This is a genomic window from Nocardioides salsibiostraticola, assembly GCF_054783655.1.
Window position 1 is genome coordinate 148,626 of record NZ_BAAGQD010000017.1, and the last position, 26,612, is coordinate 175,237.

Annotated in this window: 29 protein-coding genes and 4 tRNA genes; 23 read left to right on the top strand and 10 right to left on the bottom strand. The window is 66.3% G+C overall.

What is annotated here, in order from left to right:
- The first annotated feature begins 40 nt into the window (after nucleotides 1-40).
- The 3 genes from ACYVLV_RS11310 to ACYVLV_RS11320 are packed head-to-tail and all read left to right on the top strand — an operon-like array spanning nucleotide 41 to nucleotide 2,521.
- Nucleotides 41-1,093, top strand: coding sequence for a YihY/virulence factor BrkB family protein (locus ACYVLV_RS11310; RefSeq protein ID WP_460810009.1), 1,053 nt, complete (start codon nucleotides 41-43; stop codon nucleotides 1,091-1,093).
- Complete coding sequence (locus ACYVLV_RS11315) at nucleotides 1,065-2,201, top strand: potassium channel family protein (RefSeq protein ID WP_460810010.1); 1,137 nt, start codon at nucleotides 1,065-1,067, stop codon at nucleotides 2,199-2,201. Before ACYVLV_RS11310 ends, ACYVLV_RS11315 begins: the two co-directional genes overlap by 29 nt.
- A 44-nt stretch (nucleotides 2,202-2,245) precedes the next feature.
- Complete coding sequence (locus tag ACYVLV_RS11320) at nucleotides 2,246-2,521, top strand: hypothetical protein (protein ID WP_460810011.1); 276 nt, start codon at nucleotides 2,246-2,248, stop codon at nucleotides 2,519-2,521.
- Between the two features lie 191 nt (nucleotides 2,522-2,712).
- Here the strand turns inward: ACYVLV_RS11320 and ACYVLV_RS11325 are convergent, their stop codons facing one another.
- A complete protein-coding gene (locus ACYVLV_RS11325) occupies nucleotides 2,713-3,702 on the bottom strand; it encodes an NAD(P)H-binding protein (RefSeq protein WP_460810014.1) in 990 nt (329 codons plus the stop codon).
- Between the two features lie 208 nt (nucleotides 3,703-3,910).
- On the opposite strand from ACYVLV_RS11325, the gene ACYVLV_RS11330 reads away from it, so the two are divergent.
- Nucleotides 3,911-4,417, top strand: a complete 507-nt coding sequence (locus ACYVLV_RS11330) for a DUF4234 domain-containing protein (RefSeq protein WP_460810015.1) — start codon at nucleotides 3,911-3,913, stop codon at nucleotides 4,415-4,417.
- 1 nt (nucleotide 4,418) lies between these two features.
- Here ACYVLV_RS11330 and ACYVLV_RS11335 read toward each other — a convergent pair whose 3' ends face one another.
- Entirely contained in the window at nucleotides 4,419-5,105 is a 687-nt protein-coding gene (locus ACYVLV_RS11335) for a hypothetical protein (protein ID WP_460810016.1), read from the bottom strand.
- 190 nt (nucleotides 5,106-5,295) lie between these two features.
- On the opposite strand from ACYVLV_RS11335, the gene ACYVLV_RS11340 reads away from it, so the two are divergent.
- Complete coding sequence (locus ACYVLV_RS11340; protein WP_460810017.1) at nucleotides 5,296-5,769, top strand: rhodanese-like domain-containing protein; 474 nt, start codon at nucleotides 5,296-5,298, stop codon at nucleotides 5,767-5,769.
- A gap of 57 nt (nucleotides 5,770-5,826) precedes the next feature.
- On the opposite strand, the gene ACYVLV_RS11345 is transcribed toward ACYVLV_RS11340, so the two are convergent.
- Together ACYVLV_RS11345 and ACYVLV_RS11350 are read right to left on the bottom strand one after the other, a co-directional pair.
- Nucleotides 5,827-6,462, bottom strand: coding sequence for a hypothetical protein (locus ACYVLV_RS11345; RefSeq protein WP_460810018.1), 636 nt, complete (start codon nucleotides 6,460-6,462; stop codon nucleotides 5,827-5,829).
- A complete protein-coding gene (locus tag ACYVLV_RS11350; RefSeq protein ID WP_460810020.1) occupies nucleotides 6,462-6,734 on the bottom strand; it encodes an SHOCT domain-containing protein in 273 nt (90 codons plus the stop codon). Before ACYVLV_RS11350 ends, ACYVLV_RS11345 begins: the two co-directional genes overlap by 1 nt.
- 307 nt (nucleotides 6,735-7,041) lie before the next feature.
- Here ACYVLV_RS11350 and ACYVLV_RS11355 point away from each other — a divergent pair, with 307 nt between their 5' ends.
- The gene (locus tag ACYVLV_RS11355; RefSeq protein ID WP_460810022.1) at nucleotides 7,042-7,404 is read left to right on the top strand and encodes a hypothetical protein; all 363 of its coding nucleotides are present in this window, start codon (nucleotides 7,042-7,044) and stop codon (nucleotides 7,402-7,404) included.
- On the opposite strand, the gene ACYVLV_RS11360 is transcribed toward ACYVLV_RS11355, so the two are convergent.
- From ACYVLV_RS11360 to ACYVLV_RS11375, 4 genes are all read right to left on the bottom strand, one after another.
- A complete protein-coding gene (locus ACYVLV_RS11360; RefSeq protein WP_460810023.1) occupies nucleotides 7,405-7,746 on the bottom strand; it encodes a hypothetical protein in 342 nt (113 codons plus the stop codon).
- 283 nt (nucleotides 7,747-8,029) lie between these two features.
- Nucleotides 8,030-8,104 (bottom strand) — tRNA-Val (locus tag ACYVLV_RS11365).
- Between the two features lie 28 nt (nucleotides 8,105-8,132).
- Nucleotides 8,133-8,203, bottom strand: a tRNA-Cys gene (locus tag ACYVLV_RS11370).
- 31 nt (nucleotides 8,204-8,234) lie between these two features.
- Nucleotides 8,235-8,307, bottom strand: a tRNA-Gly gene (locus tag ACYVLV_RS11375).
- Nucleotides 8,308-8,483: 176 nt separating this feature from the next.
- On the opposite strand from ACYVLV_RS11375, the gene ACYVLV_RS11380 reads away from it, so the two are divergent.
- Nucleotides 8,484-9,305, top strand: a complete 822-nt coding sequence (locus ACYVLV_RS11380; RefSeq protein WP_460810024.1) for an aminotransferase class IV — start codon at nucleotides 8,484-8,486, stop codon at nucleotides 9,303-9,305.
- A gap of 16 nt (nucleotides 9,306-9,321) precedes the next feature.
- Here the strand turns inward: ACYVLV_RS11380 and ACYVLV_RS11385 are convergent, their stop codons facing one another.
- The gene (locus ACYVLV_RS11385) at nucleotides 9,322-9,693 is read right to left on the bottom strand and encodes an SsgA family sporulation/cell division regulator (protein ID WP_460810025.1); all 372 of its coding nucleotides are present in this window, start codon (nucleotides 9,691-9,693) and stop codon (nucleotides 9,322-9,324) included.
- A 293-nt stretch (nucleotides 9,694-9,986) separates the two neighbouring features.
- Between ACYVLV_RS11385 and ACYVLV_RS11390 the strand changes: the two genes are divergently transcribed.
- The 11 genes from ACYVLV_RS11390 (at nucleotide 9,987) to pdxS (ending at nucleotide 21,595) form a co-directional block, all read left to right on the top strand.
- A tRNA-Val gene (locus ACYVLV_RS11390) sits at nucleotides 9,987-10,058 on the top strand.
- A gap of 46 nt (nucleotides 10,059-10,104) precedes the next feature.
- Nucleotides 10,105-12,204 (top strand): sensor histidine kinase, encoded by a 2,100-nt coding sequence (locus ACYVLV_RS11395; RefSeq protein ID WP_460810026.1) that lies wholly within the window; start codon nucleotides 10,105-10,107, stop codon nucleotides 12,202-12,204.
- 72 nt (nucleotides 12,205-12,276) lie between these two features.
- Entirely contained in the window at nucleotides 12,277-14,265 is a 1,989-nt protein-coding gene (gene thrS, locus ACYVLV_RS11400; RefSeq protein ID WP_460810027.1) for a threonine--tRNA ligase, read from the top strand.
- Nucleotides 14,266-14,379: 114 nt separating this feature from the next.
- The gene (locus ACYVLV_RS11405; RefSeq protein WP_460810031.1) at nucleotides 14,380-15,345 is read left to right on the top strand and encodes a hypothetical protein; all 966 of its coding nucleotides are present in this window, start codon (nucleotides 14,380-14,382) and stop codon (nucleotides 15,343-15,345) included.
- A gap of 61 nt (nucleotides 15,346-15,406) precedes the next feature.
- Entirely contained in the window at nucleotides 15,407-15,871 is a 465-nt protein-coding gene (locus ACYVLV_RS11410) for a PPOX class F420-dependent oxidoreductase (RefSeq protein ID WP_460810033.1), read from the top strand.
- Between the two features lie 109 nt (nucleotides 15,872-15,980).
- Entirely contained in the window at nucleotides 15,981-16,988 is a 1,008-nt protein-coding gene (locus ACYVLV_RS11415; RefSeq protein WP_460810034.1) for an AurF N-oxygenase family protein, read from the top strand.
- 12 nt (nucleotides 16,989-17,000) lie between these two features.
- Nucleotides 17,001-18,656 (top strand): FAD-dependent oxidoreductase, encoded by a 1,656-nt coding sequence (locus ACYVLV_RS11420; protein WP_460810036.1) that lies wholly within the window; start codon nucleotides 17,001-17,003, stop codon nucleotides 18,654-18,656.
- 12 nt (nucleotides 18,657-18,668) lie between these two features.
- Entirely contained in the window at nucleotides 18,669-19,400 is a 732-nt protein-coding gene (locus tag ACYVLV_RS11425; protein WP_460810037.1) for a TetR/AcrR family transcriptional regulator, read from the top strand.
- A gap of 4 nt (nucleotides 19,401-19,404) precedes the next feature.
- The gene (locus ACYVLV_RS11430; RefSeq protein WP_460810038.1) at nucleotides 19,405-19,944 is read left to right on the top strand and encodes an HIT family protein; all 540 of its coding nucleotides are present in this window, start codon (nucleotides 19,405-19,407) and stop codon (nucleotides 19,942-19,944) included.
- A 54-nt stretch (nucleotides 19,945-19,998) separates the two neighbouring features.
- Complete coding sequence (gene pgsA / locus ACYVLV_RS11435; protein WP_460810039.1) at nucleotides 19,999-20,661, top strand: phosphatidylinositol phosphate synthase; 663 nt, start codon at nucleotides 19,999-20,001, stop codon at nucleotides 20,659-20,661.
- A 19-nt stretch (nucleotides 20,662-20,680) separates the two neighbouring features.
- The gene (gene pdxS, locus ACYVLV_RS11440) at nucleotides 20,681-21,595 is read left to right on the top strand and encodes a pyridoxal 5'-phosphate synthase lyase subunit PdxS (protein ID WP_460810040.1); all 915 of its coding nucleotides are present in this window, start codon (nucleotides 20,681-20,683) and stop codon (nucleotides 21,593-21,595) included.
- 33 nt (nucleotides 21,596-21,628) lie between these two features.
- Here the strand turns inward: pdxS and ACYVLV_RS11445 are convergent, their stop codons facing one another.
- Nucleotides 21,629-22,420 carry a hypothetical protein gene (locus ACYVLV_RS11445; protein WP_460810042.1) on the bottom strand — a complete coding sequence of 264 codons (792 nt, stop codon included), beginning with the start codon at nucleotides 22,418-22,420 and terminating at the stop codon, nucleotides 21,629-21,631.
- A 172-nt stretch (nucleotides 22,421-22,592) separates the two neighbouring features.
- On the opposite strand from ACYVLV_RS11445, the gene ACYVLV_RS11450 reads away from it, so the two are divergent.
- Genes ACYVLV_RS11450 through ACYVLV_RS11470 form a run of 5 tightly spaced genes read left to right on the top strand, consistent with a single transcriptional unit; the run spans nucleotide 22,593 to nucleotide 26,604 of the window.
- Entirely contained in the window at nucleotides 22,593-23,150 is a 558-nt protein-coding gene (locus ACYVLV_RS11450; RefSeq protein ID WP_460810044.1) for an alternate-type signal peptide domain-containing protein, read from the top strand.
- A 7-nt stretch (nucleotides 23,151-23,157) separates the two neighbouring features.
- Nucleotides 23,158-23,790, top strand: a complete 633-nt coding sequence (locus ACYVLV_RS11455; protein WP_460810045.1) for a signal peptidase I — start codon at nucleotides 23,158-23,160, stop codon at nucleotides 23,788-23,790.
- Nucleotides 23,787-24,485: a hypothetical protein gene (locus tag ACYVLV_RS11460; RefSeq protein ID WP_460810047.1), complete on the top strand. Its 699-nt coding sequence runs from the start codon at nucleotides 23,787-23,789 to the stop codon at nucleotides 24,483-24,485. Before ACYVLV_RS11455 ends, ACYVLV_RS11460 begins: the two co-directional genes overlap by 4 nt.
- Nucleotides 24,482-25,174 carry a TasA family protein gene (locus ACYVLV_RS11465; RefSeq protein ID WP_460810049.1) on the top strand — a complete coding sequence of 231 codons (693 nt, stop codon included), beginning with the start codon at nucleotides 24,482-24,484 and terminating at the stop codon, nucleotides 25,172-25,174. The genes ACYVLV_RS11460 and ACYVLV_RS11465 overlap by 4 nt, the downstream gene beginning before the upstream one ends.
- On the top strand, nucleotides 25,174-26,604 hold the full coding sequence (locus ACYVLV_RS11470) for a signal peptidase I (RefSeq protein WP_460810052.1): 1,431 nt from the start codon (nucleotides 25,174-25,176) through the stop codon (nucleotides 26,602-26,604). Before ACYVLV_RS11465 ends, ACYVLV_RS11470 begins: the two co-directional genes overlap by 1 nt.
- Nucleotides 26,605-26,612 lie beyond the last annotated feature (8 nt).

Below are 26,612 nucleotides of genomic sequence, written 5' to 3' on the forward strand. Positions count from 1 at the left end.
CGTCACCGATGTGGGGGCCTGGGACGGATACCGTGCTGACATGACCGCCCAGGCGCAGGACGCCCCGACCGGGGAGCAGACCCGCTCCCGGGCCCAGGGGTTCCTGCACACCCTGTGGCGGCTGATTGTGACCACGGTCGGTTCGTGCATGCGCTACCGGGTCACCGGGCTCGCGGCTGAGGCCGCGTTCTTCGCGGTGCTGTCCGTCCCGCCCCTGGTCTTCGCGATGGCCGGCGCGGTCGGCTACGTCTCCGACCGGTTCTCGGCGGCCCAGGTCGAGGAGGTGCGGCTCGCGGTCCTGGACCTGTCGGGGCAGTTCCTGACCCAGAGTGCGGTCGACAAGATCATCGCGCCCACCATCGGGACGGTCCTGGAGGGCGGGCGGTTCGACGTCATCTCGATCGGTTTCGTGCTCGCCCTGTGGTCGGGGTCGCGGGCGTTGAATGTCTTCATCGACACCATCACGATCATGCACGGACTGGGCGGACATCGCGGGATCGTGAAGACCCGGGCACTGTCGTTCGTGCTCTACATCATGGCGATGCTCAGCGGCGCCCTGTCACTGCCGTTGGTCGTGGCCGGGCCACGATTGGTCAAGACGATCCTGCCGGAGCGCCTGATGGGGCTCAGTCAGTTCTACTGGCCGGTCGTGGTGCTGCTGTGCATCTGCTTCTTGGCGACGCTCTACCACGTCTCGGTGCCGGTGCGGACGAACTGGAGCTTCAACCTGCCGGGCGCCACGTTCTCGCTGGTCGCCTGGATCGGTGGGTCCTATGTGCTGCGATGGATCCTGACCGCGACGGCCGGCGACTCCAAGTCGATCTACGGCCCGTTGGCTGCCCCGATCGCGGTGCTGTTGTGGCTCTACATCGTGGCCATCGCGGTGCTGATCGGGGCGGCGGTGAACGCTGCCTTCGACGAGGTCTTCCCGCAGCTGTCGACCACGCGGGCCCGTCGTGAGTTGCTGCTTCGACTGCGCAAGCGTCGGGTGGCCGCGAGAGCTACTGAGCCTCGGGCGGCAGGCCTTCCACCGGATCGGGACCTCGGTCCACTAGATTCAACCCGTGCTGGGGAAACACAAGACGTCGGCTGACGAGGACTCGAAGGTCGTCAACTTCCCCGACGTCTCGCTTCCCGTCCCGAAGGCCTCGGTTTTCGGTGCGCTCGCGCGCCGATTGTTGGCGGCGATGAGCGTGCTGGCCGGGACCGTGCTGATCGTCTACCTCGACCGCGAGGGGTACCGCGACAACGCCGACCCGACCGGGGCGGTGGACCTGCTCGACTCGATCTACTACACGACCGTCACCCTCAGCACGACCGGGTACGGCGACATCGCCCCGGTCAGTCCTCAGGCGCGGATGATCAACGCATTCGTCATCACCCCGGCCCGCATCGCCTTCCTGGTGCTGTTGATCGGTACCACCCTGGAGGTGCTGGCGGTCCAGGGTCGCGAGCAGATCCGGCTCACTCGATGGAGGAAGAAGATGGGCAACCACGTCGTGGTGATCGGCTTCGGCACCAAGGGACGCAGTGCGATCGCGACCCTGAATGACAGCGGGGTGCCGACGGACCAGATCGTCGTGATCGACAACAAGCCCGAGGCCGTCGAGGATGCCCGCAAGGCGGGCTTCGCCGTGGTGACCGGCGACGCGACCAAGCGCGACATCCAACGTCAGGCCGGCGTCCGGGACGCCGACCAGGTCATCATCGCCACAGGCAGTGACGCCGCGAACGTGCTGGCCACCCTGACCGCGCGTCGACTGGCCAGTGAGAAGGCCGACGACCAGCCGTTGACGCGCATCGTGGCGGCCGTGAGCCAGCAGGAGAATACCGAGCTGATCAAACGCTCTGGCGCGGATGCGGTCATCACCTCCTCCGATGCCGTCGGCCGCCTGATCGGGCTCTCCACGTTCTCCCCGATGCTCGGCGAGATGATGGAGGACCTGCTCAACTCCGGCAGCGGACTGGAGGTGGCCTCGCGAGAGTTGCTGGTCAACGAGGTCGGTCGCCAACCGCAGTCACTCCCGGATCAGGTGATCGGCGTGGTGCGTGACGAGAAGCTCTACCGCTACTTCGACCCCAATGTCGGCCTGCTCGCCCGCGGCGACAAGCTGATCGTGGTCCGGTCCACCGTCGAACTGCCGTGGGCTCCGCGCCCGGGTACGCACAACGAGGACTTCGCCGCCGACGTCGAAGACTAGAACACCTGTTCGATTCGTGATCGAATCTGTGTCACCATCATCGGGTGGCTGGCGGATGGAGCAAGCAGGGGAGCGGCGTACCACTGGGGGACCGGGTGCGCCCGGGTGCCGCTGCTCCACTCGAGGTCTGCCCGGCCCGGCACTGCTGGGTCGCGGACGGCGCCGACGGGGCCGGGGTCAAGCGGCCCGGTCTCCTGGTCGAGTGGCGCCAGGGGAGCGCTGGGTGGGAGGGCCGCGTCGTGTACGCCGCCAGCTTCCGCACCGGAGTGTGGAGCCTGGTCGAGGAGTGGCTGCGCGCAGATCTGCTGACCCCGATGTGATGGGCGGTCATGGTCGCCCTGAAGTGCCTGCCCTGAAGTAACTGCCCTGAAGTAACTGCCCTGGAATGAGCTGAACCGCTGGCGTCTCGGGTCACCAGCGGTTCAGCAAGTAGAACTCTACCGACGCTCTGCGAACGCACAAGGACTACCAGCAGAGATGGTCCGAATATAGTCCGAAAGAACTAGGTGTATCACCCGGTTGTGCGTACCAGACTCCAGGGTTTGAGGACGGCTGGCACCAGCGAGACCGGCAGCGAGAGCAGGGAGCGCGCCGTACGCCGTGGAGCAGCGTCGGGTCCCAGCGCCTCACGGAACGCCTCGGCCACGTCGATGAACTGGAACCCGGGTTCGGCGATGTCGCGCTTGACGCGGTCCTCGCGCATGACCATGTCGTGGGAGAGGCTGTCGACCAGGGCCACGACGGTGCCGCGGTCCATCTGGGTCAGGGCCGCGATGGTGAGTCCGACCAGTTTGCGGGGAACCCACGGCACGATCAGTTGCGGACGGAAGACCCCGCGGACCTGGCCGAAGAGCTTGAGGAGTTCGGGGTAACTGAAGACCTCTTCGCCGCCCACGTCGTAGTGGCTGTTGAGCGGCTCGACCTCGAGGCAGCGCACGAGCAGGTGGATGACGTCGTCGACGGCGACCGGCTGCAGTTTGCTGAGCATCCACAGCGGGATGGGCGCGAAGGGCACGCGGTCGGTGAGGCGGCGCAGGATCTCGAAGGAGGTGGATCCGGCGCCGATGACCATGGCGGCGCGCAGCACCACGGCGGGAACTTCGCCGGCCAGCAGGATCTCCTCGACCTCCAGGCGGGAGGCCAGGTGGTCGGAGAGTTCCTCGTCGGGGACGAGCCCGGAGAGGTAGACGATGCGTTCGACCCCGGCGTTGGCGCACGCTTGGGCGATCAGCTCCGCAGCCTCGCGGTCCTTCTCGACGAAGTCGGAGCCCTCCATGGAGTGGATGAGGTAGTAGACCGCCTCCATCCCTTCGACCGACTCCTTGACCAATGAGGGGTCGGTGACGTCGAACTGAACGGTGGTCACCTCATCGATCCACGGCTGGTCGGCCAGCTTGCTCGGCGTACGAGCTGCGGCGGAGACCTCGTGGCCTGCCTTGAGCAGGTGGGGGATGAGCTCGGAGCCGATGTATCCCGTTGCTCCCGTGACCAGTACCAACATGCTTCCCATGCTAGGTCGCACCGCTCAATGGGACCTCACCCTCAGGGTCGGTTTCTGCCAGCAGAGGCCGTCGCGCCCGAAGATCCCCAGGATCCTTGCCAGAGGGCGGATAGGTCGGGCGTGCCAGAAACCGAATCCGTTAAAGGGACTGACCCTGTCGCTATTACCTGTCACCCTTCGGATACCTCCACTCGATCAAAGGACCGCCATGCCCGAACCGACCAATCCCGTCGTCCCCGAACGACCCATCGGCTCGAGTCCCGGGCCGGGGTATCAAGCAGGTTCGCCGACCCTCCCCGCGAATCCGGCTCCCCACCCCGCAGCGCCGCCCATGCCGTACGGCAGCCCCCAAATCGGGAGTCTGGGCAAGATTCGCAGCACCGGGATGTGCATCTTCCTGGCAGTCATCACGTTCGGGATCTATCAACTCGTGTGGTGGTACAAGACTCACGACGAGATGAAACGTCACAGCGGTCAGGGCATGGGCGGCGGACTGGCGCTTGTCCTGTCGATCTTCGTGGGCATCGTCATGCCCTACATCAGTTCCAGCGAAGTCGGCTCTCTGTACGAGCGCGCCGGATTGCGCAAGCCCGTGGGAGGAGCGACAGGGCTCTGGTACTTCCCGGGTGTGTTCATCCTGGTGGGGCCCCTGGTCTGGTTCATCAAGACGAACGGTGCGCTCAACGCATACTGGCGCGCGCAGGGCGTTCGCTGACCTAGCGCCGCGAGGTGGCCGCGCCGCCGCCTCGGGGGGTCTGCGGACGCGTCACGGTCGTGGCGTTCGTAGTCACCTGGTCGAGGCGCAGGAAGGTCACCTCGGAGATCGAGTCGACGGGATTCGAGTACAGCTCGAGCGCAGGGCCTCCGTTGCAGCTGAGCGTCTCTTCGCCCTCGCCGGTGTCGATGATGGCCGATCCGACGTTGGTGTCGTACGCCGCTCCGATGTCCGATGAATAGGACAGCGCCTGTCTCGAGCTGACGGCGATGCAGTAGACGGACCCGCCGTTCCGGCTGACGATGGAGTAGTTCATCAGGTAGGTCCCAGGGGCTAGGCCGGGGAAGCTGATCGTGTGCGACCCGGAGGCGGCGGTCGAGGTCATTTGGTACCGGTACGCCCGCGTCTCGAGGTCGGAAGCGTGCTTCCCGTCGACCCGGTCGGCGTTGAGCTTGTTGACCTTGGTAGTGCGGTTGACCTTCAACGGCGGCTGGCCGGGCTTGGTCTTGAGCCGGAGCGCGGGACCCGATCCGGTGTTCTTGACGGTGGTCTTCTTGGTCGCGGTGTTGTTCTTGCCGAGCAGTAGGGGCTTGCCGTTGGCGGCGTACGCCGCGAGGTTGGCTCCGCCGATCAGGACGACGGCGGCGAGGAGCACCGCGATGATTCGAGAGTGTGATGTGGCGAGCATGGTGGTCTCCTTGACCTCGTTTCGTGCCCATCCACGCTACCCGGACTTCAGGCCGCTGACCTGACACGGCCGGGTCATGCCGGAGCGCACGCACGCGTGCGGCGCATGGTCACGTGGAAGAGCATCCCTAGTCACCGTGGGTGAGCGGTCGGCCGATGTGTGTCGGTGGTGGTCCGCCATACTTCGCTCCATGACCAACGAATCGGGAGCTATCGAACGTCGGGCGCGGGAACGATCGCAGGACCCGCGAGGTGTGCCGTGGGATGCGACCGACGAGGTCGATGCGGTCGTGGTCGACACGACGTGGGGAGAGATCCAACCGTTGCACTGCGCACCCGGTGTACGCACCGTGGGTGAACTCGAGCTGATCGAGCTCCTGCAGGAAGGAGCCGAGTTGTTCGACACCCGCGTTCCGGGCTCTCGCAACGGCGTCACGCTGCCGGGTGCACGGAGCCTCCCTCACGACCAGGCCGCCGAGCACCGAGACGACGTGGACCCGTCCCGGGTGTCCATTCTGTTCTGCAACGGACCGCAGTGCCCACAATCGCCCTGGGCCATCCGTGCGCTGCTCGACGCTGGTGTGTCTCCGGATTCGTTGGCTTACTACCGAGGCGGTATGCACGACTGGGTGACGATGGCGATGCCGACCGAAGCGACGACCTGACCCCTCTGTTTGGAGCGGCGAGCTGCCCGGAGTGGACGCGCGATTGCTCCGGATGGACTACTCGCCCTCGGACATCTCCTGGAACTCGCCGTGCCAGCTGTGGTACCAAACGTCACCGGTCGCAGCATTGACCGAGAGCATCCCTTCGAGTTGGTCTTGCTCGAGGGTGTGGAGCGTGTAGTACCCGGGGAAGGCTTCCGCGTCCTCGACGGTGAGTCCGTCGTGGTCATCGGCCCACTCCTCGGCCACCTGCAGGGCCTGCTCAGCACTGAGCGTGGCCGGTGTGTCGCTCCGCGACATCGTCCCGTAGCGGGTGTTCCACATCATGGCCGGTCCGAGCTCGAGTCGCACGGCTCCGGTCGCCGGGTCAACCAGAATCTCGGTGGCCATGGTCCCGTCCGACTCCTCGAGCTCTGCGTAGTAGTTCTCGCTGAAACGCATGACCTCGCCGACGCGCAGGTCCGGTCCCACCGCCGCGGCGTACTCCTCAGCCCGGTCGCGCGCCTCCTCCAAGCCGGCCACGGGGTCACCGCTCCCGGACAGCCACTCCGATCCACTGTGTCCACCGGTCATCCATCCGCCTCCTGAGCCTCGGGAGTCGAAGCCATCGGCGTGAGCCACCATCCAGGTACCGGAGCCGAGCAGTGCGAGCACCGCCACGATCGGCACCCACAGTCGTGAGGCGGTGCTCATCACCGGGACTCGGTTCTCGGCGACCGCAAGGTGGCAAGCATCGAGTGGTAAGTCGCCTCGTCCACCTCTCCGGCGGCGAACCGTCGGTTCAGGATTTCCTCGGGCGTGCCGGCGACGTCATCGCGGGTTACGCCTCGTCGTAGATCGGAGCCGGCACCCCCGGTGGACGTGGCACGGGAGACGGTCCAGACGATCAGGACCACGACGGCGATCCAGAAGATGGTCATGGCGATCCAACCGCCGGCACCCATGTCGTAGCCGTAGCCCATCATGACTGGCTCCGACGTGCGCAGTAGTCGTTGTTGCTGTCGCCCGGTCGAGCCAGGTCAAGGTCACGAATAGTTGTGTTCATACCTGAATTCTCGGCCCGTCGGTGTTCGGCGCCCAGGGCCGAAGGGAACCGATCGGCAGGGCCGGAGGTCCCCTAGAATCGGCGCGGGGGACTCGCCGGTGGGCCAACGGACCTTGGGCCCGGTACGGCGTGACCTGTAGCCCTGTCCGCCGTCGCGGGGGAGGCGAACCATGGTTGATGAGGTCGACACGCGGTCGACTGCACCGTTAGTCGACCTGGAGGTTGCCATGACCAAGGCTCCGCACGACATCGCCGATCTTCACCTGGCTCCGGTCCTACTCGCCCTCGACGCCCGACTCGAGGAGCTGGGGCGCCTTCCTCTCGAGGATCTGAGGTCTCGGATCGCCACGGAGTCCAACGGTTCCGATCGTGGGGTCGAGTTGCGCATCTCGGGGGTGCTCGCCTCGGTCCGCTACCTGCTCGACTGTCACCGATGGGAACTCTCCTGGGATCCCCGCGGCATCCGCGTACGGAACCACGGGCGGAGCGTTGTCCTCGGGATCCCCGACGTGATCGTCGAGTACGTCGCTGGACGCCATCATGCGCAGCCAGCGACGACGGACACGGGCAGCCGGGGGACCGGTAGCTAGTCAGCTAGCTTTCTCATAGGTGTGTGACCACCAGTACCGTCCGGACTCCTCCCGGTGACGCCACCCGTCCGCCACCAGGTCGCGGTCCAGGTCCGCCAATCGTTGTGCGACGTCCGTCTCCGGGTGGGGCTCGGGGATGGCGTCGAGGTCCGTAAAGCGGAGCAGGGGAAACGTGGTGCTCTGCAACACCGGCGTCGAAGCATCCAGGTCTTCGTCGGTTGAACGGGCGACGAATCGGTACTGCTCGAAGGCCGCAGTCCCGCCCAGGGAGCTGAGCGCTGTCGCGAACCAGGACAGCTTGCCCGGTGCTTCCAGGTGTACCTCGAGCACTCGAGTTGTCATTGCGGCCCCCTCAGTCCTGTGTCGTCATAGGTGCTGTACCTCGAGACTAGGTGTCCCTTGAGGTGGTGGATAGAGATGAGGGGGCTTCAACGCAAGCCCGAGGCCCGTTCGATGCAGAACGTCGCCAGGCAGACGGTCCGTGAGTACACCGAGAACCACAGTCGTGCCGAGCGGCTCGACCGTGTTATTGCTGCCTTGCGCGTCCGCAGGCGCCGGTGTGCGCAGATCTAATGAAAACAGCCTCCGAACCCGCTTGTTCGCAGGTCAGAGGCCGTTCAGTTGTTGGTGGGCGATACTGGGTTTGAACCAGTGACCTCTTCCGTGTCAGGGAAGCGCGCTACCGCTGCGCCAATCGCCCGTGCTGTGAAGTTGTGGGGTTTTACTCGAGGTGGGTACGGGATTTGAACCCGTGTACACGGATTTGCAGTCCGTTGCCTCGCCTCTCGGCCAACCCACCATGGAGGTCTGGCCATCAAGCGACCTCTCCGAGCGGACAACGAGACTCGAACTCGCGACCTCAACCTTGGCAAGGTTGCGCTCTACCAACTGAGCTATGTCCGCATGATCTCCGGTTCGGCTTTCGCTTCCCCTGAGGTGCGTGTGAACCCTAGCCGATTGGTTTCGACCTGCCAAAACCGGTGGGGTGTTGCGTGGCGTCAGGCTCCTCCGGAAGCGGCGCAACGCGCTGCTCGCACCGCGGTCGTTGCGCGTGGTCGGGGCGATCTAGAGTGCTCGGCATGCGCGCTTGGGTTGATGGAGAATTGCTCACGGATGCCTCGGCCCCGGTCATCTCGATCGTCGATCACGGGTTCACCGTGGGCGACGGGGTCTTCGAGGCGGTGAAGGTGGTCGGCGGAAAACCCTTCGCCCTCGAACCCCACCTCGACCGGCTGACCCGTTCGGCAGCCGGGCTCGGCCTCCCGGCCCCGGACCTCGACGCCGTACGACGCGGGGTGGCGGCCGTACTCCAGGCGCAGCAGTTGCCGCTGGGCCGGATCCGGATCACCTTCACCGGGGGACTGGCCCCGATGGGGTCCGGTAGGGGGGAGGCGCACCCGACGCTCGTGGTTGCCGCCGCCCCGATGGACCCCTACCCGCCCACCGCCACCGTGGCGACGGTCCCGTGGCCCCGCAACGAGCGCGGAGCCCTCGCGGGCATCAAGACCACGTCGTACGCCGAGAACGTGGTTGCCCTCGCCGAGGCCCGCCGACGGGGCGCCGACGAAGCGGTCTTCGCGAATCTTTCCGGTCACCTCTGCGAGGGAACCGGCTCGAACGTCTTCTACGTCCTGGACGAAACCCTGCGCACTCCCTCGCTGGCCAGTGGCTGCTTGGCGGGGATCACCCGGGAGGTGATCCTCGACTGGGTCGGCGCCGAGGAGGTCGACGAACCCATCAAGGTCCTCGACAACGCCACCGAGATATTTTTGGCGTCCACGACCCGCGACGTCCAACCCGTCGCACGGTGGAACGAGCGAGTCCTCGATGCGCCCGGCCCAGTCACCCTCAGCGCGATGGAGACATGGCGCCAGCGTGAACCGGAGATGCTCGGTCAATAGCTACTGACCGAGCGACTCAGGGCTCGAGCAACTCGGCGACCAACTCGTCGAGGTCCACATGGGTCGACTCCGTTCCGGTCGGCACCAACCGCCGGGTCTCGGCCAAGAAGCGCTGGATCGCACCGAGTTCAGCCTTGGTCTCGAGGGAGCCGGCCGCGGAGAGCAGCGAGATGGCCACCATCGGCCAGCCCGCGTCGCAGCGTGCCGGCGCCACCCGCACCATTCCGAAACCCACGCGGCGCTTGAGACCCGCCTCGATCAGGCTCCGCTCGACCGTCCAGGCGTAGTCGGCCTCGACGAGGTGACAGGTGATGCTCACGGCGTACGGGGTCGCCGGGTGATAAGCGAAGGTGGCCATGAAGATCAGCGGTCGGTCATGCTCATCCACGCACTGCAGCGCTATTTCATGGCGCACAGGCGCATGGTTGTCATCGAGTTCGTCTCTCATTGATCCCCCACGTCACGCGGGCCGAGAAAGAAACTTCTGAGCGACAGGGGCGCCCGCGTATCCGCCCCTGGTCCTAAGACGCGATCGCGACCTATTCGGTTGCATGCACGTCGACTAATTCGGACGATACGCGGGCCAGCCAAAGCGACGGCGAGGGCCTAGCAGCGGTTCGGGGGCTGCATGCGTTACAGTTTCGTCCGCACCGCTAGGTGCACCCCACCCGCAACATCTGCGGGCGATTGGCGCAGTGGTAGCGCGCTTCGTTCACACCGAAGAGGTCACTGGTTCGAACCCAGTATCGCCCACTCCTCACTCCCGAGGACCGAAAATTCCTGGCAGTCAGGAGCGTTTGTGGCCAACCCAGACGCAGCCTACGGTCCCGAAGCGCTTCTCGCGGCCATCGAGGCCAAGGAACACAGCAGCCGCCCCCGCGACCGCCGGGTCGCGATGCTTCGCCACTGCGCCCTGCTCATCGGTCTGGGCGTCGCATTCGTCGGCGTGGTCGTTATCGCTGGCTGGTTCCTGGGCCTGGACCGTGTCACCACTCTGGGCGCGGAGTTCGCGAGCATGAAACTCACGACCGCCGCGAGTTTCGCGGGGGTCGGGGTCGCCCTCGCTGTGGCTGCCCGCCCGGCCAGCCCTGCCCGATCCCGCGTGATCGTGATCCTCGCGGTGCTCGGAGGGGCCTACGCCGCGCTGACGATCCTGGAGTACGTCGTGGGGTTCGACGCCGGCCTGGATAACCCGTTCGGCCTGGACACCGACTCTATTGAGCACCCCGGTCGGATGTCGCTGGCCACCGCTGGCGGGATGCTGCTGCTCTGGCTCGCACTGGCCGCGCTTATGCGTTCGGCCACCCGCCTGGCCCAGAGCCTGGCTTTGGCATGCCTGGGTCTGGGTGTGGTCACCCTGCTGGGGTATTCCTACGACGTCAACGCGCTCTACGAGTTCGGTCCGTTCAGCTCGACAGCACTCCACACCGCAGTGGGACTGGCCGTTGCCGCGACCGGGGTGCTGCTGTTGCGAGCCGGGGACGGGCTCATGTCGATCCTGACCGGGAACACCGCGGGGGGCATCATCGTGCGGTGGATGGCTCCCCTGGCCGTGTTCTCGCCCATGGTGGTCGGCGCGGTCATCAGGCTCGGACTCGGCAACCACTACTCCGGCCCGGTCGCCCTGGCGCTGTTCGCGACGATTATGGCGACCCTCGGCGGGGCGATGATCCTGTACGGCGGCGGTCGCCTCCGCAACGTCGACCTCCGCCGGGCCGGCGCCGAGGAGACCCTGCAGGTCGCCCGGGACGCGATCGCCGCACGCGACATCATGGCGGCCGAGTTGGGCGCCGCCGAGCGGCGTACCCGCGAGATCCTCGACTCCGCCGCCGAGGCCTACCTCGCCACCACCCTCGACGGGGTCGCCCTGGAATGGAACGACGCGGCGACCGCCATGTTCGGCTGGACCCGCGAAGAGATCATCGGTGTACAGGTCCGCGACCTCATCGTGAGTGCCACCGAAAGCCAACGAGTGCGTTCATTGATGCGCATCGACGAGCCCGAGGAGGTCCAGTCAGAGGAGCCGGTCCTCGGGCGGCAGGTTCCGCTGGCTGGTCGCCGTAAGAGCGGGGGTCACCTGGACATCGAAGTGACGACCTGGCGGTTGGGTGACGGCGACGACACCGTCCTGCACTCGCTGATGACCGACGTGACCGCGCGACGACGCGCGGAGAAGGAGCTGCGGCTCGCACTCGACGACATCGGCGACTTCTCCGCCGCCATGGCCCACGACCTCAAGGGTCCACTCACCGTGGTCAAGGGCTACTCCCAGCTCCTCGAGAAGAAGATCGACGACCAGATGCTCGTCGAACTCACCAGCCGCATCACCGCAGCGGCTGACCGCGGTATGCACCTGATCGACGACATCCTGGCGTTCGCCGAGATCGGTGCTCGTCGGCGTACCGAGGACTTGATCGACCTGACTGCCCTGGTGCGCGAGGTGGCAGCAGATGAGCGGGCGCGGGTCGAGCGGCCCTCCACGGTGGAGGTACTGGATCTGCCCGATGTGGTTGGCGACGAGTCGCTGCTTCGGCAACTGCTCAGCAACCTGATCGGGAACGCGTTGAAGTACGTTCCCGAAGACCAGGATCCCGTAGTCAGTATCGAAGCCGAGGTCGACGCCGAGCGAGGAACCTTCGACCTGCGGATCAGCGACAACGGCAACCCCATTGCAACCGCTGACCTCGAGCTGATCTTCACCATGTTCGGCCGCGGAACCAACACCGAGGGGCGTCAAGGCACCGGAGTCGGCCTCGCGATCTGTCGTCGCGTGGCGGAACTGCACGACGGGTCGATTGCCATCGAGGCCACCGAGTCGGGCAACTGCTTCGTCACCACGCTGCCGGCCGTGCCGTCACCGGAGGAAACCCAGGCGCGCGAGCCCGACCCGGCTCGATAGGCTCCCGGTGGTTGCCGATCCGGCGACCGCTATCCCCACCCAGCATCCCTCTAGCAGTTTCAAGGAGCTCTCGTGTCCGAGATCAAGGTCGTCCGTGTCCACGCCGGTGAACGGCAGGACCAGACGACCACCACCGGAACGAAGGCCTGGGAGCTCTTCCGCGACGACGCCGACATCATCGCGGCCCGCATCGCCGGGGAGGTGAAGGACCTCTCCCACGAGCTCAGCGAGGGCGATGAGGTCGAGGGCGTAGCCATCGACAGCGCCGACGGCCGCGACATCCTGCGGCACTCCTGCGCCCACGTGATGGCCCAGGCGGTGCAGGATCTCTTCCCCGACGCCAAGCTGGGCATCGGACCGCCGGTCGAGAACGGCTTCTACTACGACTTCGACGTCGAGACCCCGTTCGTGCCCGAGGACCTCGCCAAGATCGAGACCCGGATGCGCAAGATCATCAAGGAGGGTCAGCGCTTCGAGCGTCGGGTCACCACCGACGCCGACGCGCAGGTCGAGCTGGCGGGGGAGCCCTACAAGCTCGAACTCATCGGACTGAAGGGTTCGGCCGCAGCCGACGCGGCCGACGGCGCGAACGTCGAGGTCGGCGCCGGCGAACTGACGATCTACGACAACATCAACCGCAAGGGCGAGGCCGCCTGGAGCGACCTGTGCCGCGGGCCGCACCTGCCCACCACCAAGCGCATCCCGGCCTTCAAGCTCATGCGGTCGGCGGCGGCGTACTGGCGCGGCAACGAGAAGAACCCGATGCTGCAACGCATCTACGGCACCGCCTGGGAGACCAAGGAGGCCCTCGAGGAGCACCTGCACCGCATCGAGGAGGCCGAGCGCCGCGACCACCGCAAGCTCGGGCGCGACCTGGACCTGTTCAGCTTCCCCGACGAGATCGGTTCGGGACTTCCCGTCTTCCACCCCAAGGGCGGGGTGATCAAGCGGGAGATGGAGGACTACGTCCGCCAGCGGCACATCGAGGAAGGCTTCGAGTACGTCGGCACCCCCCACATCGCCAAGGAGGGGCTCTTCCACACATCAGGCCACCTGCCTTACTACGGCGAGGGCATGTTTCCCGCCCTCGATGTCGACGGGATGGACTACCGCCTGAAGGCGATGAACTGCCCGATGCACAACCTGATCTACCGCTCGCGGCAGCGTTCCTACCGCGAGCTCCCGCTGCGGCTCTTCGAGTTCGGCAGCGTCTACCGTCACGAGAAGTCCGGGGTCGTGCACGGCCTGACCCGGGTGCGCGGGTTCGCTCAGGACGATTCGCATTCTTACGTCACCGCCGAGCAGGCGCCGGCGGAGATCCGGCACCTGCTCGACTTCGTGCTCGGTCTTCTGCGTGACTTCGGTCTCGACGACTTCTACCTCGAGCTCTCCACCCGGGACGCGTCGAAGGACAAGTTCATCGGTTCTGACGAGGACTGGGCGATCGCCACGAAGGTGCTCGAAGACGTGTGCCTCGAGACCGGACTGGAGCTGGTGCCGGACCCCGGTGGCGCGGCGTACTACGGGCCCAAGGTGTCGGTGCAGGCGCGTGACGCCATCGGCCGGACCTGGCAGATGTCCACCATCCAGTACGACTTCAACCAGCCGTCTCCGGAGCGCTTCGCTCTGGAGTACGTCGCCTCCGACGGCAGCCGGCAGCAGCCGGTGATGATCCACTCCGCGAAGTTCGGTTCGATCGAGCGCTTCATGGGTGTCCTCGTCGAGCACTACGCCGGCGCCTTCCCGCCGTGGTTGGCCCCCGTCCAGGTCCAGGCGATCCCGATCGCTGACGTGCACGCGGACTACCTGCACGACCTGGCCCGGCAGATGAAGGTGCTCGGCCTGCGCGTCGAGGTCGACGACTCCGATGACCGGATGCAGAAGAAGATCCGCAACGCGCAACTCCAGAAGGTGCCGTTCATGATCATCGCCGGCTCCGAGGACATCGAAGCCGGTGCCGTCTCGTTCCGCTACCGCGACGGCCGCCAGGACAACGGCGTACCCGTCCAGGAGGCCATCGACCGGATCGTCGCAGCGGTAGCCACCCGCGAACAGGTCTGACGCACCACTCGCTGCGTCGTACCAGACGGCGTGAGACTCGAGCACGATCGAAGTTATCCACAGGTCAGCGAGAGCTGGGTGGCGGACGAATGACACTTCGAGAACGCTCACGTCATGCCCGAACTCGACGACTTGCTCACGTTGCAGAGCGGTGTGGTGACCCGACGGCAACTGCTGGAGCTGTCGCTCACTGCCCCTGACGTGCGTCGGCTGCTCAGGCGCAGGGAACTCGTGGCGGTGGGTGTCGGGGTCTACGTCAATCACACAGGCGAACTCACCTGGATCCAGCAGATGTGGGCTGCGGTGCTGTCCTTGTGGCCGGCTGCGTTGTGTCATCAGTCCGCGCTGCGGGCGGCTGACGGCCCCGGACGCACCACCGCAGGTGGCCTGATCCATGTGGCAGTCGACCGACGCCGGTCGCCTGCTGCGCCGGCCGGCGTACGGCTGCACCAGTTGTCTCACCTCGACGACCGGGTGCAGTGGAATCTCACCCCTCCCCGGGTTCGTGTCGAGCACGCCGTACTCCAATTGGCGGCCGAGTGTCGAGACGAAGTGGAAGCGGTCGCGTTGCTGGCTGATGCCGTGCAGGCCCGGCGAACCACCGCGGGCAGACTTCTCGCCGCTCTGGAGACGCATGAGCGGATTGCCCGGCGCGAGTTTCTCGTCGCCGTACTCCAGGATGTCGCCCACGGCACCTGCTCGACGCTGGAGCACGGGTACCTCACCCGGGTCGAACGTCCGCACGGTCTGCCGGTGGCGGACCGCCAGGTGCTGGCCTCGAGCCGTGGTCCGATCTTGCGTGATGTGGAGTATCGGCGCTTCGGGTTGATCGTCGAACTGGACGGACGGCTCTTCCACGACAACGCCCGCTCACGCGACCGTGACCTGGACCGCGATCTCGACGCGTTGGTCGAAGGCCGCAGCACCGGGCGGTTGGGATGGGGCCAGGTGTTCGGTCGCCCGTGTGACACCGCCCGCCGCGTCGGACACATTCTTCAACTGGGAGGTTGGCGGGGGACCCTTTCGCCGTGCCCGGACTGTGCCTCCAGCCCTATGCAGTACGCAGGTGTCACCGGCTGACCTCGTGGTACTGCACAAGCCACAGCTGCAGATCGCTTGGCCCGTGTGCTGGAGTGTGGGCATGGCAAAGAACATCGCGACCAACACCGACGTCGACCTCGAGAAGCTGCTGGAGTTCGTGCGACCCCGGCACCAGATGGTGCTGATCACCACGCGTGAGGACGGGCGTCCCCAGAGCTCCCCGGTCAGTGGGGGAGTCGACCAGGACGGGCACCTGGTCATCGCGACGTACCCCGAGCGGGCGAAGGTCACCAACGCCCGGCGCAACCCCGAGGTGAGCGTCCTCGTGCTGTCCGAGGAGTTCAACGACGCCTGGGTGCAGGTCGACGGAACATGCGAGGTGATCGACACACCCGAGTCCGTCGAGCCGTTGGTCGACTACTTCCGCAGCATCGCCGGTGAGCACTCGGACTGGGACGAATACCGCCAGGCCATGCGCGACCAGGGAAAGTCCCTGCTGCGGGTCACGCCCACCCGGTGGTCGCCCGTGGCCACCGGCGGATTCCCGAGCCGCTTCGCGGACTGAACAAACCGCGACACGATGTCGCGGATATTCTTTACATGCGACACGGAGTCGCAGTAACCTCGACGCAGTTGACCACTGTTGAGCCACCCCGTCGAGAGGCGACACCGCAATGACGATGACTCCCGAAGCACCCACCGCTCGTCCCGTCGAGGGCGCGGCCACCGGCGACCAGTCGTACGCCGAACGGCTCGCGACGTTGTCCGAGGCCTCGGTGCACCAACACTTCGACGCGTTTCTCGATATCGACTGGGACAACCCGGACTTCGCGATCCATCACGACGACCCCCGCTGGATCCTCCCCGCGATCGACGTACTGGGTGCCACCGACTGGTACCAGTCGCTGCCGCGGCAGCGACAGATCGAGGTGGGCCTCTACCGCCAGGCCAACATCCAGAAGGTCGGCCTGCAGTTCGAGCAGGTTCTGATCAGCGGTCTGATGCAGTACGCCTTCGCCCTTCCCAACGGCCGCCTGGAGTTCCGCTACTCCACGCACGAGGCGACCGAGGAATGCCACCACACCCAGATGTTCCAGGAGTTCGTGAACCGCTCGGGCCAGGACGTCCAGGGGGGCTCACGCATCTTCCGAGGGGTGGCGCCCTTCCTGCCGCTGGCGGCACGGGCGCTTCCGTTCGGCTTCTTCTTCGGCGTCCTGGCCGGTGAGGAACCGATCGACCACATCCAGAAGAACGTGCTGCGGGCCGGCAACGACATGCACCCGCTGTTGCAGCGCATCATGCAGATCCACGTCGCCGAAGAGGCGCGTCACATCGGGTTCGCCCACCAGTACCTCGAGCACCAGGCCCCCAAGCTCAACCGGTTTCACCGCGCGGTTCTGTCGGTGGCCGTCCCGCTGATCATGCGGTGGCTGTGCGACGAGATCGTGAAGCCTTCGAAGAAGGCTCGTCGCGACATGGGCATCCCCAAGTCCGTGGTCGACGAGGTCTGGTGGGACGCCCCGGAGTCGCGCAAGATGCTGCGCGACCTGTTCGGCGACGTCCGCATGCTCACCGAGGAGTGCGGCCTGATGAACCGCGTGTCGCGCATGGTGTGGCGCTGGATGAAGATCGACGGTCGTCCCTCGCGCTACCGCAGCCAGCCTGCGTCCGCCGCGGCCTGAGGGGCAACGAGAATGCCGTACGTCGTCACGCAGTCCTGTTGCGCTGACGCCTCCTGCGTGGTGGCGTGCCCGGTCAACTGCATCCACCCCGCTCCCGGCGAGCCCGGGTTCGCGGAGGCGGAGATGCTCTACATCGACGCGAACTCCTGCGTGGACTGCGGGGCGTGTGTCACGGCCTGCCCGGCCGCGGCGATCAAACCCCACACCGCGTTGAAGCCCTCGGAAGAGCCGTTCCTGGCCCTGAACGCCGACTACTTCGCCACCTTCGCCGACCCGGGGCGTACGCCGCTCGCGGTGGTTCCTGCTCAGCGTCGGGTCCTGCGACCGGGCCCGTTCCGGGTTGCGGTGATCGGGGCGGGACCCGCGGGTCTCTACACCGCCGACGAGCTGCTCAAGCATCCCGAGTTCAGCGTCGATGTGTTCGACCGCCTCCCCACCCCGTACGGCCTGGTTCGCGCAGGGGTCGCCCCGGATCACCAGCGCACCAAGAAGATCCAGGAACTCTTCGCCCACATCGAGAACCAGCCGGGCTTCCGCTACCTGCTGAACGTCGAGATAGGCGCGGGGATCCGTCACGACGACCTCGTCGAGAACTACGACGCCGTCGTCTACTCGGTCGGCGCGTCCTCGGACCGCGTCCTCGGCATCCCGGGGGAGCCGACCCGTGGCTCTCTGTCGGCCACCGACTTCGTGGGTTGGTACAACGGACACCCCGACAAGGTGGGACTGGACGTTCCCCTCGACCAGGAACGCGCCGTGATCATCGGCAACGGCAACGTGGCCCTGGATGTGGCCCGGATCCTCACCACGGACCCCGCCGAGCTGGCACACACCGACCTCGCGGTCGAGGCCTGGCAACATCTGGCCGCCAGCTCCGTCCGCGAGGTCGTGATCCTGGGCCGGCGTGGGCCCGAGTACGCGGCGTTCACCCTGCCCGAACTGATCGGGTTGGCCGGTTTGTCGGACCGCAACGTCATCATGGAACTCACCGACGACGACCGTGATCGGCTCGGCGAGGACACCCGCGGTCGAGTGATCCGAGAACTGGCCGACCGACGGGTCGACCCCGCTCGTCGTACGATCCGGCTCCGGTTCCACACACCCCCGGCGTGCATCGTGGGGGAGGAACGCGTGCAGGGACTCGAGGTGGCGTCGGGCGAGGTCATCGAGGCCGGACTCGTCCTGCGGGCCATCGGCTATCGCGGGCAACCCGTCGCGGATCTGCCGTACGACGCCGCCACGGGCACCGTTCCCCACGACCACGGTCGCGTCGTACCCGGCACCTACGTCGCCGGATGGATCAAGCGCGGACCCAGCGGGTTCATCGGCACCAACAAGTCGGACGCCGAGGAGACCGTCGCCGCGTTGCTCGACGACTGTGACTCGGGCGCCATCACCCCCGGAGGCCACACGCCGGGGAGCATTGACTTACTGCTCCGAGCGCGCAAGGTGTCCGTCGTGGACCGAGCTGGATGGCGGAGCATCGATCGTGAGGAACGGCGCCGCGGACATGAGCGCGGTGCCGTGCGGACCAAGATCGTCGACTCGGCAGAGGCGGTGCGTATCGCTGCTGACCTTCGCGGGCCCAGGACTCGGAGGATCGACGATGCGCGGCGTCAGAGTCGTAGGTACCCTGCACCCCAGGAGCGGGAACCCCAACGCAGCTGAGAAGGAGTGCACATGTCCGTGGCGCCAACGCCGATCGACGGACGACGTGCGCGGTGGGATGAGCACAACCTGGCTCGGCGTCAGGTCATCCTCGAGGCGGCGACCGACGTCCTGGCCGGTCTCGAGCCCGGGGCTGAGATACACGTTCGTCAGATCGCGGAGAAGGCGGGGCTCAGTCGCACCGTGGTCTACCGCCACTTCGCGGACCGGGCCGACCTCGACGTCGCGGTGCAGGCCCACATCTTCGAGCTGGTCGGAGCGCGGTTGCTTCCGGCGCTGTCCCTCGAGGGCACCCCGGTCGACATCGTCCGGCGCATCGTCGGGGCCTATGTCGGATGGGCCGCCGAACACCCGGCCCTCCACCAGTTCGTCGAGCGGGAGACCCCGGGGAGTTCCGGTCCGAGCCCGCTGGACCAGGCGATCGCGCAGGTCGCCAAGGGCATCGAGGACCTGATCACCCTGGTCGTGGACAGCCTCGAGGTGCGGCTGACCGAGGACGATCGCAGTGCCCTTGACCCGCTGATCTTCGGTGTCGTTGGCTTCGGTTTCACCGCCGTACGACGATGGCTGCGACGCCCGGACCAGCAACCCGGGCCCGAAGCCCTCATCGACGTGTTGAGCGAAGCGATCTGGCTGCCGATCGCTGGGCTGGCCAGCGCCCGCGGGGTGACCCTGGACCCGAATGTCCCGGTGAGCGATCTGGTCACCTCGGTGCTGGCCGGCGAGGCTGGTCCGGTTGACTGACGACATGCCACCGCACATCAGCCAGGACGGGATCGGGGAGGGCGACGCCCTGGACCGGCTGTGGACCCCCCACCGGATGGCCTACATCCGCGGGGAGAACAAGCCGAACGACGCCAGCGCGGGGGAGTGCCCCTTTTGCCGGATCCCTACCCTCGACGACGTCGAAGGTCTCATCATTCACCGCGGTCAGCGGGCGTTCGTCGTCCTCAACCTCTACCCGTACGCCGCGGGCCACCTGATGGTCTGCCCCTTACGTCACCTCGCCGACTACACCGGGACCACCGACGAGGAGGCCGCCGAGATCGCCGACCTGACCCGCACCGCGATGCGGGTCGTGCGCTCGGTCTCCGGGGCCAAGGGCTTCAACATCGGTATGAACCAGGGCGAGGTGGCCGGCGCCGGGATCGCCGCCCATCTGCACCAGCACGTCGTACCGAGGTGGCCCGGGGACCAGAACTTCATGCCCATCATCGGGCGCACCAAGACGCTGCCCGAGCTGCTCACCGACACCCGAGCGCTGTTCGCCGACGCCTGGCCCAGCTAGCCCACGCCGCCTCACTTCGCTCCCGCTGCCATCACCGGCTAGCCTGCTCGTCTTATGTTGGACAGATTCAAGGGTTTCTGGCAGGGCGTCGTGCTCATGCCCTTCGTCAAACTCTTCCTCAGGCTCGGCATCAGCCCCGACACCGTGACCCTCGTCGGCACCATTGGAGTCGTCGCGGGTGCGTTGATCTTCTTCCCGACCGGGCACCTGCTCATCGGGGTCCTGGTGATCACCGCGTTCGTCTTCAGCGACCTCATCGACGGGGCGATGGCCCGTGAGATGGGGCGCGACTCGAAGTTCGGGTCCTTCTGGGACTCCACGTTGGACCGGATCGGTGACGGTGCTGTCTTCGGAGGGTTGGCGCTGTACTTCGCGGGCACCTCCGGCGACAACTACCTCTACCTCTGCCTCTCGCTGTACTGCCTGGTGATGGGCTCGGTGACGTCCTACGCCCGGGCCAAGGCGGAGTCCCTCGGGATGGACGCCCGCGGCGGCATCGCCGAACGGGCGGACCGTCTCGTCTCGATCCTGGTGTTGACCGGACTCAGCGACATCCTCAACCTGCCGATCCTCTTGTACGGCGTCCTGTGGGTCCTGGCGTTCGCCAACACCTACACCGTGGTATTCCGGGTGCTCAAGGTGCGGCGCCAGGCGCTGATCCTCGACGCCGAGTCCGACGCCGCCCGGGCCGCTGCCGATGGGACATCACCGGCCTGATCGGCCTAGAATGACAGGCATGTCGCAGAACATCCCTGACCCCACGCACACCTCCGTCACCGGCACGTCGCGCGTCAAGCGCGGCATGGCCGAGATGCTCAAGGGTGGGGTCATCATGGATGTCGTCACCGCCGAGCAGGCGAAGATCGCCGAGGACGCCGGCGCCGTGGCCGTGATGGCCCTCGAGCGGGTCCCCGCCGACATCCGCGCCCAGGGCGGCGTGAGCCGGATGAGCGACCCCGACATGATCGACAGCATCATCGCCCAGGTCTCCATCCCGGTGATGGCCAAGGCTCGGATCGGTCACTTCGCCGAGGCGCAGATCCTGCAGAGCCTCGGTGTCGACTACATCGACGAGTCCGAGGTGTTGACCCCGGCCGACTACGCCAACCACATCGACAAGTGGAACTTCACCGCTCCCTTCGTCTGTGGCGCCACCAACCTCGGTGAGGCGCTTCGCCGCATCACCGAGGGTGCGGCGATGATCCGTTCCAAGGGCGAGGCCGGCACCGGCGACGTCTCGAACGCCGTCACCCACATGCGCACCATCCGCGCCGAGCTCAACCGCCTGCACGGCATGGCCGAGGACGAGTTGTACGTCGCGGCCAAGGAACTGCAGGCCCCCTACGACCTCGTCAAGGAGGTCGCCGCCGCGGGCAAGCTCCCAGTCGTGCTGTTCACCGCCGGCGGCATCGCCACGCCCGCGGACGCCGCGATGATGATGCAGATCGGCGCCGAGGGCGTCTTCGTGGGCTCCGGCATCTTCAAGTCCGGGAACCCCGAGCAGCGCGCCGAGGCGATCGTGAAGGCCACCACCTTCTACGACGACCCCGACGTCGTCGCCAAGGTCTCCCGCGGTCTGGGCGAGGCGATGGTCGGCATCAACGTCGACGAGATCCCGCAACCCCACCGCCTCTCCGAACGCGGCTGGTAGTCCCCAGCGCGAACTCCTCAGCCCGATCCGGGCTCAGCGCAGTTCGGGGCAGGGCAGCAGATCGCGGTCGGCGGCGCTGAGTTCGTCGTAGTCGCCGACCAGATCGAGCACGGTGCCCTGTGCATCGAGATAGACCCGGAAGTCGTACTCCCGGCGCGCCCAGTAGAGCTGGGGTTCACCGCCATTACTGACGGTGTACTCACCTGACGGTTCGCCCATGAGATCGACGATCTGGTCGGTCGTCATCGCCGGCTCGAGATCGCACCAGGCGTTCACCCATCGTTGGCTGACGTCTTCGGTTCCGGCGGTGCGGTCCTCTGTGGTGGCGACGTACCAACTCGTCCCGACACCGCGGGGGATGGTCAACGTCACCGTCTGATCGGTTCCGGGGAAGTCCACCGCCAGGATCGCTCGTTCGGCGGTGACCTGCGTGGCCTCAACGGCGACCGGGTCGTACTCCCGGTCCGGGTCCTCCCACAACAAGGCAACGAAGTCGACGCACGGGTCACCCAGTCGCGCCCGCTTCACCAGGATCGCCTCCTGGCGCAGCGCGATGGTGAAGGAGGGTGCGTTGCGCGCGCAGGCCGCCTCGGCGTCCTGCGCCTCCAGGGCGGCCAGCCAGGATCGGTACGCCGCCTCGGGGTCGGTGCTCGATCCGGCTGGAATGTCCGCGGCCGGCGGCTCGGTAGGTGTGGTCGTCGGGGACTCCGACGTCGCCGACCCCTCGGGCACCGTCGCGTCGGGGTCCGATCCACACGCGGCAAGCAGCAGGCCGAGGCCGACAACGGTGGTGCCCAGAAGGTGCGCACGTCGGTTCGTGGTCATGGCATCAGCCTGCCCGGTCACCTCGGCCAGGTCGATTCGGCATTTCTTGAACATTGTCGGCGGCTTTCTTGCTTCTGCACTCAAGTCGTCTTGACCATCGACCGATGTAATCCGTAGTACCTGATGCGCACCGATTCACCGGTGCGGGAGGTGAGCAAACGGGAGAAGTCACATGAAGAACTCAATCAAGGGTGCGATCGCTGCTGGCGGCGCGGCGGTCATCCTCCTCGGTGGTGCCGGTTCGCTGGCCTACTGGAACGACACCGAAGGCATCGATGGCGGGACCATCTCGTCGGGCAACCTGAAGATCGACTCGGAAGACTGCCTGGATGCAGATTGGACCGTCACCAACAACTTGGAGAAGCCTGACGGCGCGCTGTTCGTCATCGACGCGGAAGAGATCGTACCGGGTGATGTCCTCACCAAGACCTGCACTATCGACATCGTTGCTGTGGGCACCAACCTGCGGGCGATTCTCGATGTCACAGGCGGCGTCAACGCCGATGGAACAACGATGGCTGGCGAGGCGTACGACTTCGAAAGCACGTTCCTTCGGGCCGACGGATCTGCGATTCAAGACAGCGAGATCACCCCGGCGGACTCGGGAACGAGCATCGACGCGACGATCACGCTCGACTTCAAACGCCTGGCCGTCGTCGACAACGACTCCAAGCTCAAGAAGATCGACCTGAACGACTTCACCGTCACCGCCACTCAGGTCAACAGCTGATCCAGCCATGACTTCCTCCCCGCTCTCTACGATGCCGCGGCACGCCGCCGGGCCCGACGCCGAGATGACCGCTGACCCAGCGGCCACCCCGCGCCGGAGCTCGGCGCGCGCCGGGGCGTTCGTGGGACGGGTGGTGGCCTGGATGGTCATCCTGGCTGCAGTCGCAGTGCTGGCGGTCGGGGTGCTGATTCCCCGACTCAGCGGATCCACGCCCTACACGATTCTCACCGGATCGATGGTGCCGACGTACCCGCCCGGAACGCTCGTCGTCGTCCGACCCACGCCCAGCGACGAGATCACCGTGGGGCAACCCATCACCTTCCAACTCGAGTCCGGACAAAGCACCGTGGTCACCCACCGCGTGATCGGCACCCGGCTCGACGAGTTCGGCGACCGGGAGTTCATCACCAAGGGCGACGCCAACGACGCTCCCGACGCTGAAGCCGTGCGAGCCGTGCAGGTGCGGGGCGTGGTCTGGTACGCCGTGCCGAAGCTCGGCTACGCCAACACCTGGGCCACCGGTGAGCAACGCCAGTGGGCCGTCTACGGGGTTGCTGCTCTGCTCCTGGGCTACGCCGGAGCCATGTTCGGACGGGCCGGCCTCGGTCGTGTCTTGTCGCGCCGAGGTCACCGAGGATGAAACTCCGCAGCATTCTGGTCGCTCTGGTCTTCGCGGCTGTGACCCTCCACCCGATCGCTGCGTCTGCGCAGACCGACCGTCTCGGACTGAGCTCGGATGGCGTGACCTTCGCCGAGACGTTGAAGAAGCCGTTGTTCGACACCACGATCCGTTGGGTCCCGGGCGACGTGCGCGTGGCCACCTTCTACGTGCGCAACCAAGCCGACACCGCCGGCAACCTGCAGGTCGCCATCAAGCGAGTCGTGCTCGACGACTTGATCGAGACGAATTGGCTGAAGGTGTCGGCACGGGCCGGATCGAAGCCGTTCACCTCCGTCACCACCGGCGGGCGGGCGTCCCTCGTGGAGAACGTCGTGATCAACCACGGCGACGTGTTGCCGGTCCGGGTGCGAGTCGAGCTCCTGCCGGACGCGCCCAACTTCACGCAGGTCCTGTCCTCTGAGTTGGACCTGTTGGTTCGGCTCAGTGACGCCCGGGCCATCGCTCCGATCACGCCCGGGACGAACGTCTCACCCGGTCAGAGCGGAGAGCTGGGCTCAACCGATTCCGCAGGGCCAAGTGGTCTACTCGGAATCCTGCCCGACACCGGCAATCCCCTGACCTGGTGGACCATCCCCCTCGCCCTATTCCTGATCATCACCGGTGCCTTCTTGGCGCTTCGCCGCCGCACCGAACCAGAAGAGGAACAACCATGAGTCGCTCGGTAACGACTGGATCGCACGCAAAGGTGTCCCCTCGGGGACGTCGGCGTGCGGCTCGTCGCCCCGCTGGCTCTGGTCGCGTCCGCGCGCTTCTGGGCCTCGGCACGGTGGCCTTCCTCGCGCTCGGGTTCGGTGCGCAGGGCACCTTCGCGTTCTGGACCGACCAGGCCACTGTGCAGACCGGTACCTTCACGTCGGGCACCTTGGACATCACCCTCAACGGAGGGCTGGTCGGCCAGGGGGGCTCGACGACCTTCAATGCCTTGGCCCTGACGGGCATGGTTCCGGGTGAGTCGATGGCGGCGGCCTTCCCCGTGGCCAACAACGGCTCAGTACGACTCAACTACTCGGTCACCGGCTCGGCCACCGGCCCGCTGGCCGAGGGAATGCGGTTCTCCTTCTACTCCGGTACCGCAAACGCGATGACCGGCTCAGCAGCCGACGGCAACCGTGCACAGACCTGCAACGGCGTCGCGATCAGCGAAGCGCAGAACAAGACGCTGACTGGTACGTCGGCGCCCATCATCAGCACCGCGCGCCTCCTCGCTGCGCCGACCGGCGCTGCGTCATCCGAGAGCATCTGCGTCGTCGCTCGTCTCGACACCAGTGTCGGCAATGAGCTGCAGAACAAGTCGATGACCGCCAGTTTGGTGTTCAACGCCAAGCAGATCACCGTTCCATGATGTCCCGCCTGCGCGAGGGTCTGCTCTGGCTGGGGGCTATCGCCGGCCTGGTCTCACTTACCGCCGCGGTGGCGGTCACCTTCTTCGGATTCTCCTTCCTGATCTTCCGCTCCGGCTCGATGGGGCCGGGCATCCCGACCGGATCTCTGGCCTTGGCCCGCACGGTTCCCGCCGTCGACATCGGTGTCGGTGACGTCGTCAGCGTTGTCGCCGCCAATCGGGAGCGCATCACTCACCGAGTCGTGAGCGCGACACTGCGCGGCGATGGTGCAGCGTTGATCCTTCAGGGTGACGCCAACGGCGCGGCTGACGACGAGATGTACCTGGTGGATCAGGTCGAGCGCGAGATCGCCTCGGTTCCGTATGCCGGGTACGTCGTGACCGTCCTACTCAGTCCTGCAGGCCTGTTGGGTGTCGCGTGTCTCAGCGCCATGATGTTGATGTTCTCGTTCGGACCGGGATCCCAATCCCCCGGTCGACCCTCCAGGGCGCGGCCGAGCCGCACCGGCGGGGGGCACCGTGCCGAGAGGTCGGGTCATCCTCGCCATGCCGTCGCCGCGGCTGTCGCTGTGCTGGCGACCGTCGCTGGCATCGTGTTGGCGGGACTGGGTGTGAACGCAACCTCGGCCTTCTACTCCGACGAGGGAACTCTGAGAACGCAAGACGATGCCTTCACGTCCGCTGAGATCTCCGTCCCGGCCACCCCTACCACTCAACGTCAGGGCACCAGCGTCAAGTTGTCATGGAGCCCCGCGACCCCGGTGGGAGCCGCGAAGGCCACGAGCTACCAGGTCCTACGTTTCGTCACCTCGACCGGCGGCACCGGAACGGTCGCGTGTTCGGCCGTTGCGCCGACCCTGACTTGCACGGACACATCACCATTGTCTGGCGCTTCCTATTACGCCTTGCGTGCCCGCATCGGAACGAATTGGGTCAACGAGTCGCCCCGAATGCTCTATACGGTTGATCTCACTGGCCCGAGTCTTGTCATCCTCGGTCCCGCATCCGGTAGCTACGACAAGCGAGACGACGTTCAGGACACCGTCAAGGATGCCTGCAAACCGCTCGTCGAAGGCACGAGCAACGACAAGGAGTTCGCCAAGGATGTTCCCGCCTGCGGGACGGTCTCGGATCCGTCCGGGGTCAAGTCGGTGGAGTATCAGTTGCAGCGGTATCAGTTGAGCCTGCTCGGAATCCCGCTTCTCGTTCAGTGCTACGACGGCATCACGGAGTCGTGGAGCACCAACTGTGCCTATCGCTCGGCGCTCCTCAACGAGGACAAGTCGGCTTGGAAACTACCGAGCAAGTTCGACGACGCCCATACGAAGGACGCGGCTTACACCTACATCCTTTCCGTCAGGGCCACAGACGAGTCGGACAACGTCTCGGCCCCGGTCACGATTACGTACTCCACCCGTCGCCGTGGCTAACCTAGGCC

Coding starts and splice junctions, on each gene's coding strand:
- ACYVLV_RS11310 (WP_460810009.1), top strand. CDS start 41: ATGACCGCCCAGGCGCAGGACGCCCCGACCGGGGAGCAGACCCGCTCC.
- ACYVLV_RS11325 (WP_460810014.1), bottom strand. CDS start 3,702: ATGTTGGTACTGGTCACGGGAGCAACGGGATACATCGGCTCCGAGCTC.
- ACYVLV_RS11330 (WP_460810015.1), top strand. CDS start 3,911: ATGCCCGAACCGACCAATCCCGTCGTCCCCGAACGACCCATCGGCTCG.
- ACYVLV_RS11335 (WP_460810016.1), bottom strand. CDS start 5,105: ATGCTCGCCACATCACACTCTCGAATCATCGCGGTGCTCCTCGCCGCC.
- ACYVLV_RS11340 (WP_460810017.1), top strand. CDS start 5,296: ATGACCAACGAATCGGGAGCTATCGAACGTCGGGCGCGGGAACGATCG.
- ACYVLV_RS11345 (WP_460810018.1), bottom strand. CDS start 6,462: ATGAGCACCGCCTCACGACTGTGGGTGCCGATCGTGGCGGTGCTCGCA.
- ACYVLV_RS11350 (WP_460810020.1), bottom strand. CDS start 6,734: ATGATGGGCTACGGCTACGACATGGGTGCCGGCGGTTGGATCGCCATG.
- ACYVLV_RS11355 (WP_460810022.1), top strand. CDS start 7,042: ATGACCAAGGCTCCGCACGACATCGCCGATCTTCACCTGGCTCCGGTC.
- ACYVLV_RS11360 (WP_460810023.1), bottom strand. CDS start 7,746: ATGACAACTCGAGTGCTCGAGGTACACCTGGAAGCACCGGGCAAGCTG.
- ACYVLV_RS11380 (WP_460810024.1), top strand. CDS start 8,484: ATGCGCGCTTGGGTTGATGGAGAATTGCTCACGGATGCCTCGGCCCCG.
- ACYVLV_RS11405 (WP_460810031.1), top strand. CDS start 14,380: ATGCCCGAACTCGACGACTTGCTCACGTTGCAGAGCGGTGTGGTGACC.
- ACYVLV_RS11410 (WP_460810033.1), top strand. CDS start 15,407: ATGGCAAAGAACATCGCGACCAACACCGACGTCGACCTCGAGAAGCTG.
- ACYVLV_RS11415 (WP_460810034.1), top strand. CDS start 15,981: ATGACGATGACTCCCGAAGCACCCACCGCTCGTCCCGTCGAGGGCGCG.
- ACYVLV_RS11420 (WP_460810036.1), top strand. CDS start 17,001: ATGCCGTACGTCGTCACGCAGTCCTGTTGCGCTGACGCCTCCTGCGTG.
- ACYVLV_RS11425 (WP_460810037.1), top strand. CDS start 18,669: ATGTCCGTGGCGCCAACGCCGATCGACGGACGACGTGCGCGGTGGGAT.
- ACYVLV_RS11430 (WP_460810038.1), top strand. CDS start 19,405: ATGCCACCGCACATCAGCCAGGACGGGATCGGGGAGGGCGACGCCCTG.
- pgsA (WP_460810039.1), top strand. CDS start 19,999: ATGTTGGACAGATTCAAGGGTTTCTGGCAGGGCGTCGTGCTCATGCCC.
- pdxS (WP_460810040.1), top strand. CDS start 20,681: ATGTCGCAGAACATCCCTGACCCCACGCACACCTCCGTCACCGGCACG.
- ACYVLV_RS11445 (WP_460810042.1), bottom strand. CDS start 22,420: ATGACCACGAACCGACGTGCGCACCTTCTGGGCACCACCGTTGTCGGC.
- ACYVLV_RS11450 (WP_460810044.1), top strand. CDS start 22,593: ATGAAGAACTCAATCAAGGGTGCGATCGCTGCTGGCGGCGCGGCGGTC.
- ACYVLV_RS11455 (WP_460810045.1), top strand. CDS start 23,158: ATGACTTCCTCCCCGCTCTCTACGATGCCGCGGCACGCCGCCGGGCCC.
- ACYVLV_RS11460 (WP_460810047.1), top strand. CDS start 23,787: ATGAAACTCCGCAGCATTCTGGTCGCTCTGGTCTTCGCGGCTGTGACC.
- ACYVLV_RS11465 (WP_460810049.1), top strand. CDS start 24,482: ATGAGTCGCTCGGTAACGACTGGATCGCACGCAAAGGTGTCCCCTCGG.
- ACYVLV_RS11470 (WP_460810052.1), top strand. CDS start 25,174: ATGTCCCGCCTGCGCGAGGGTCTGCTCTGGCTGGGGGCTATCGCCGGC.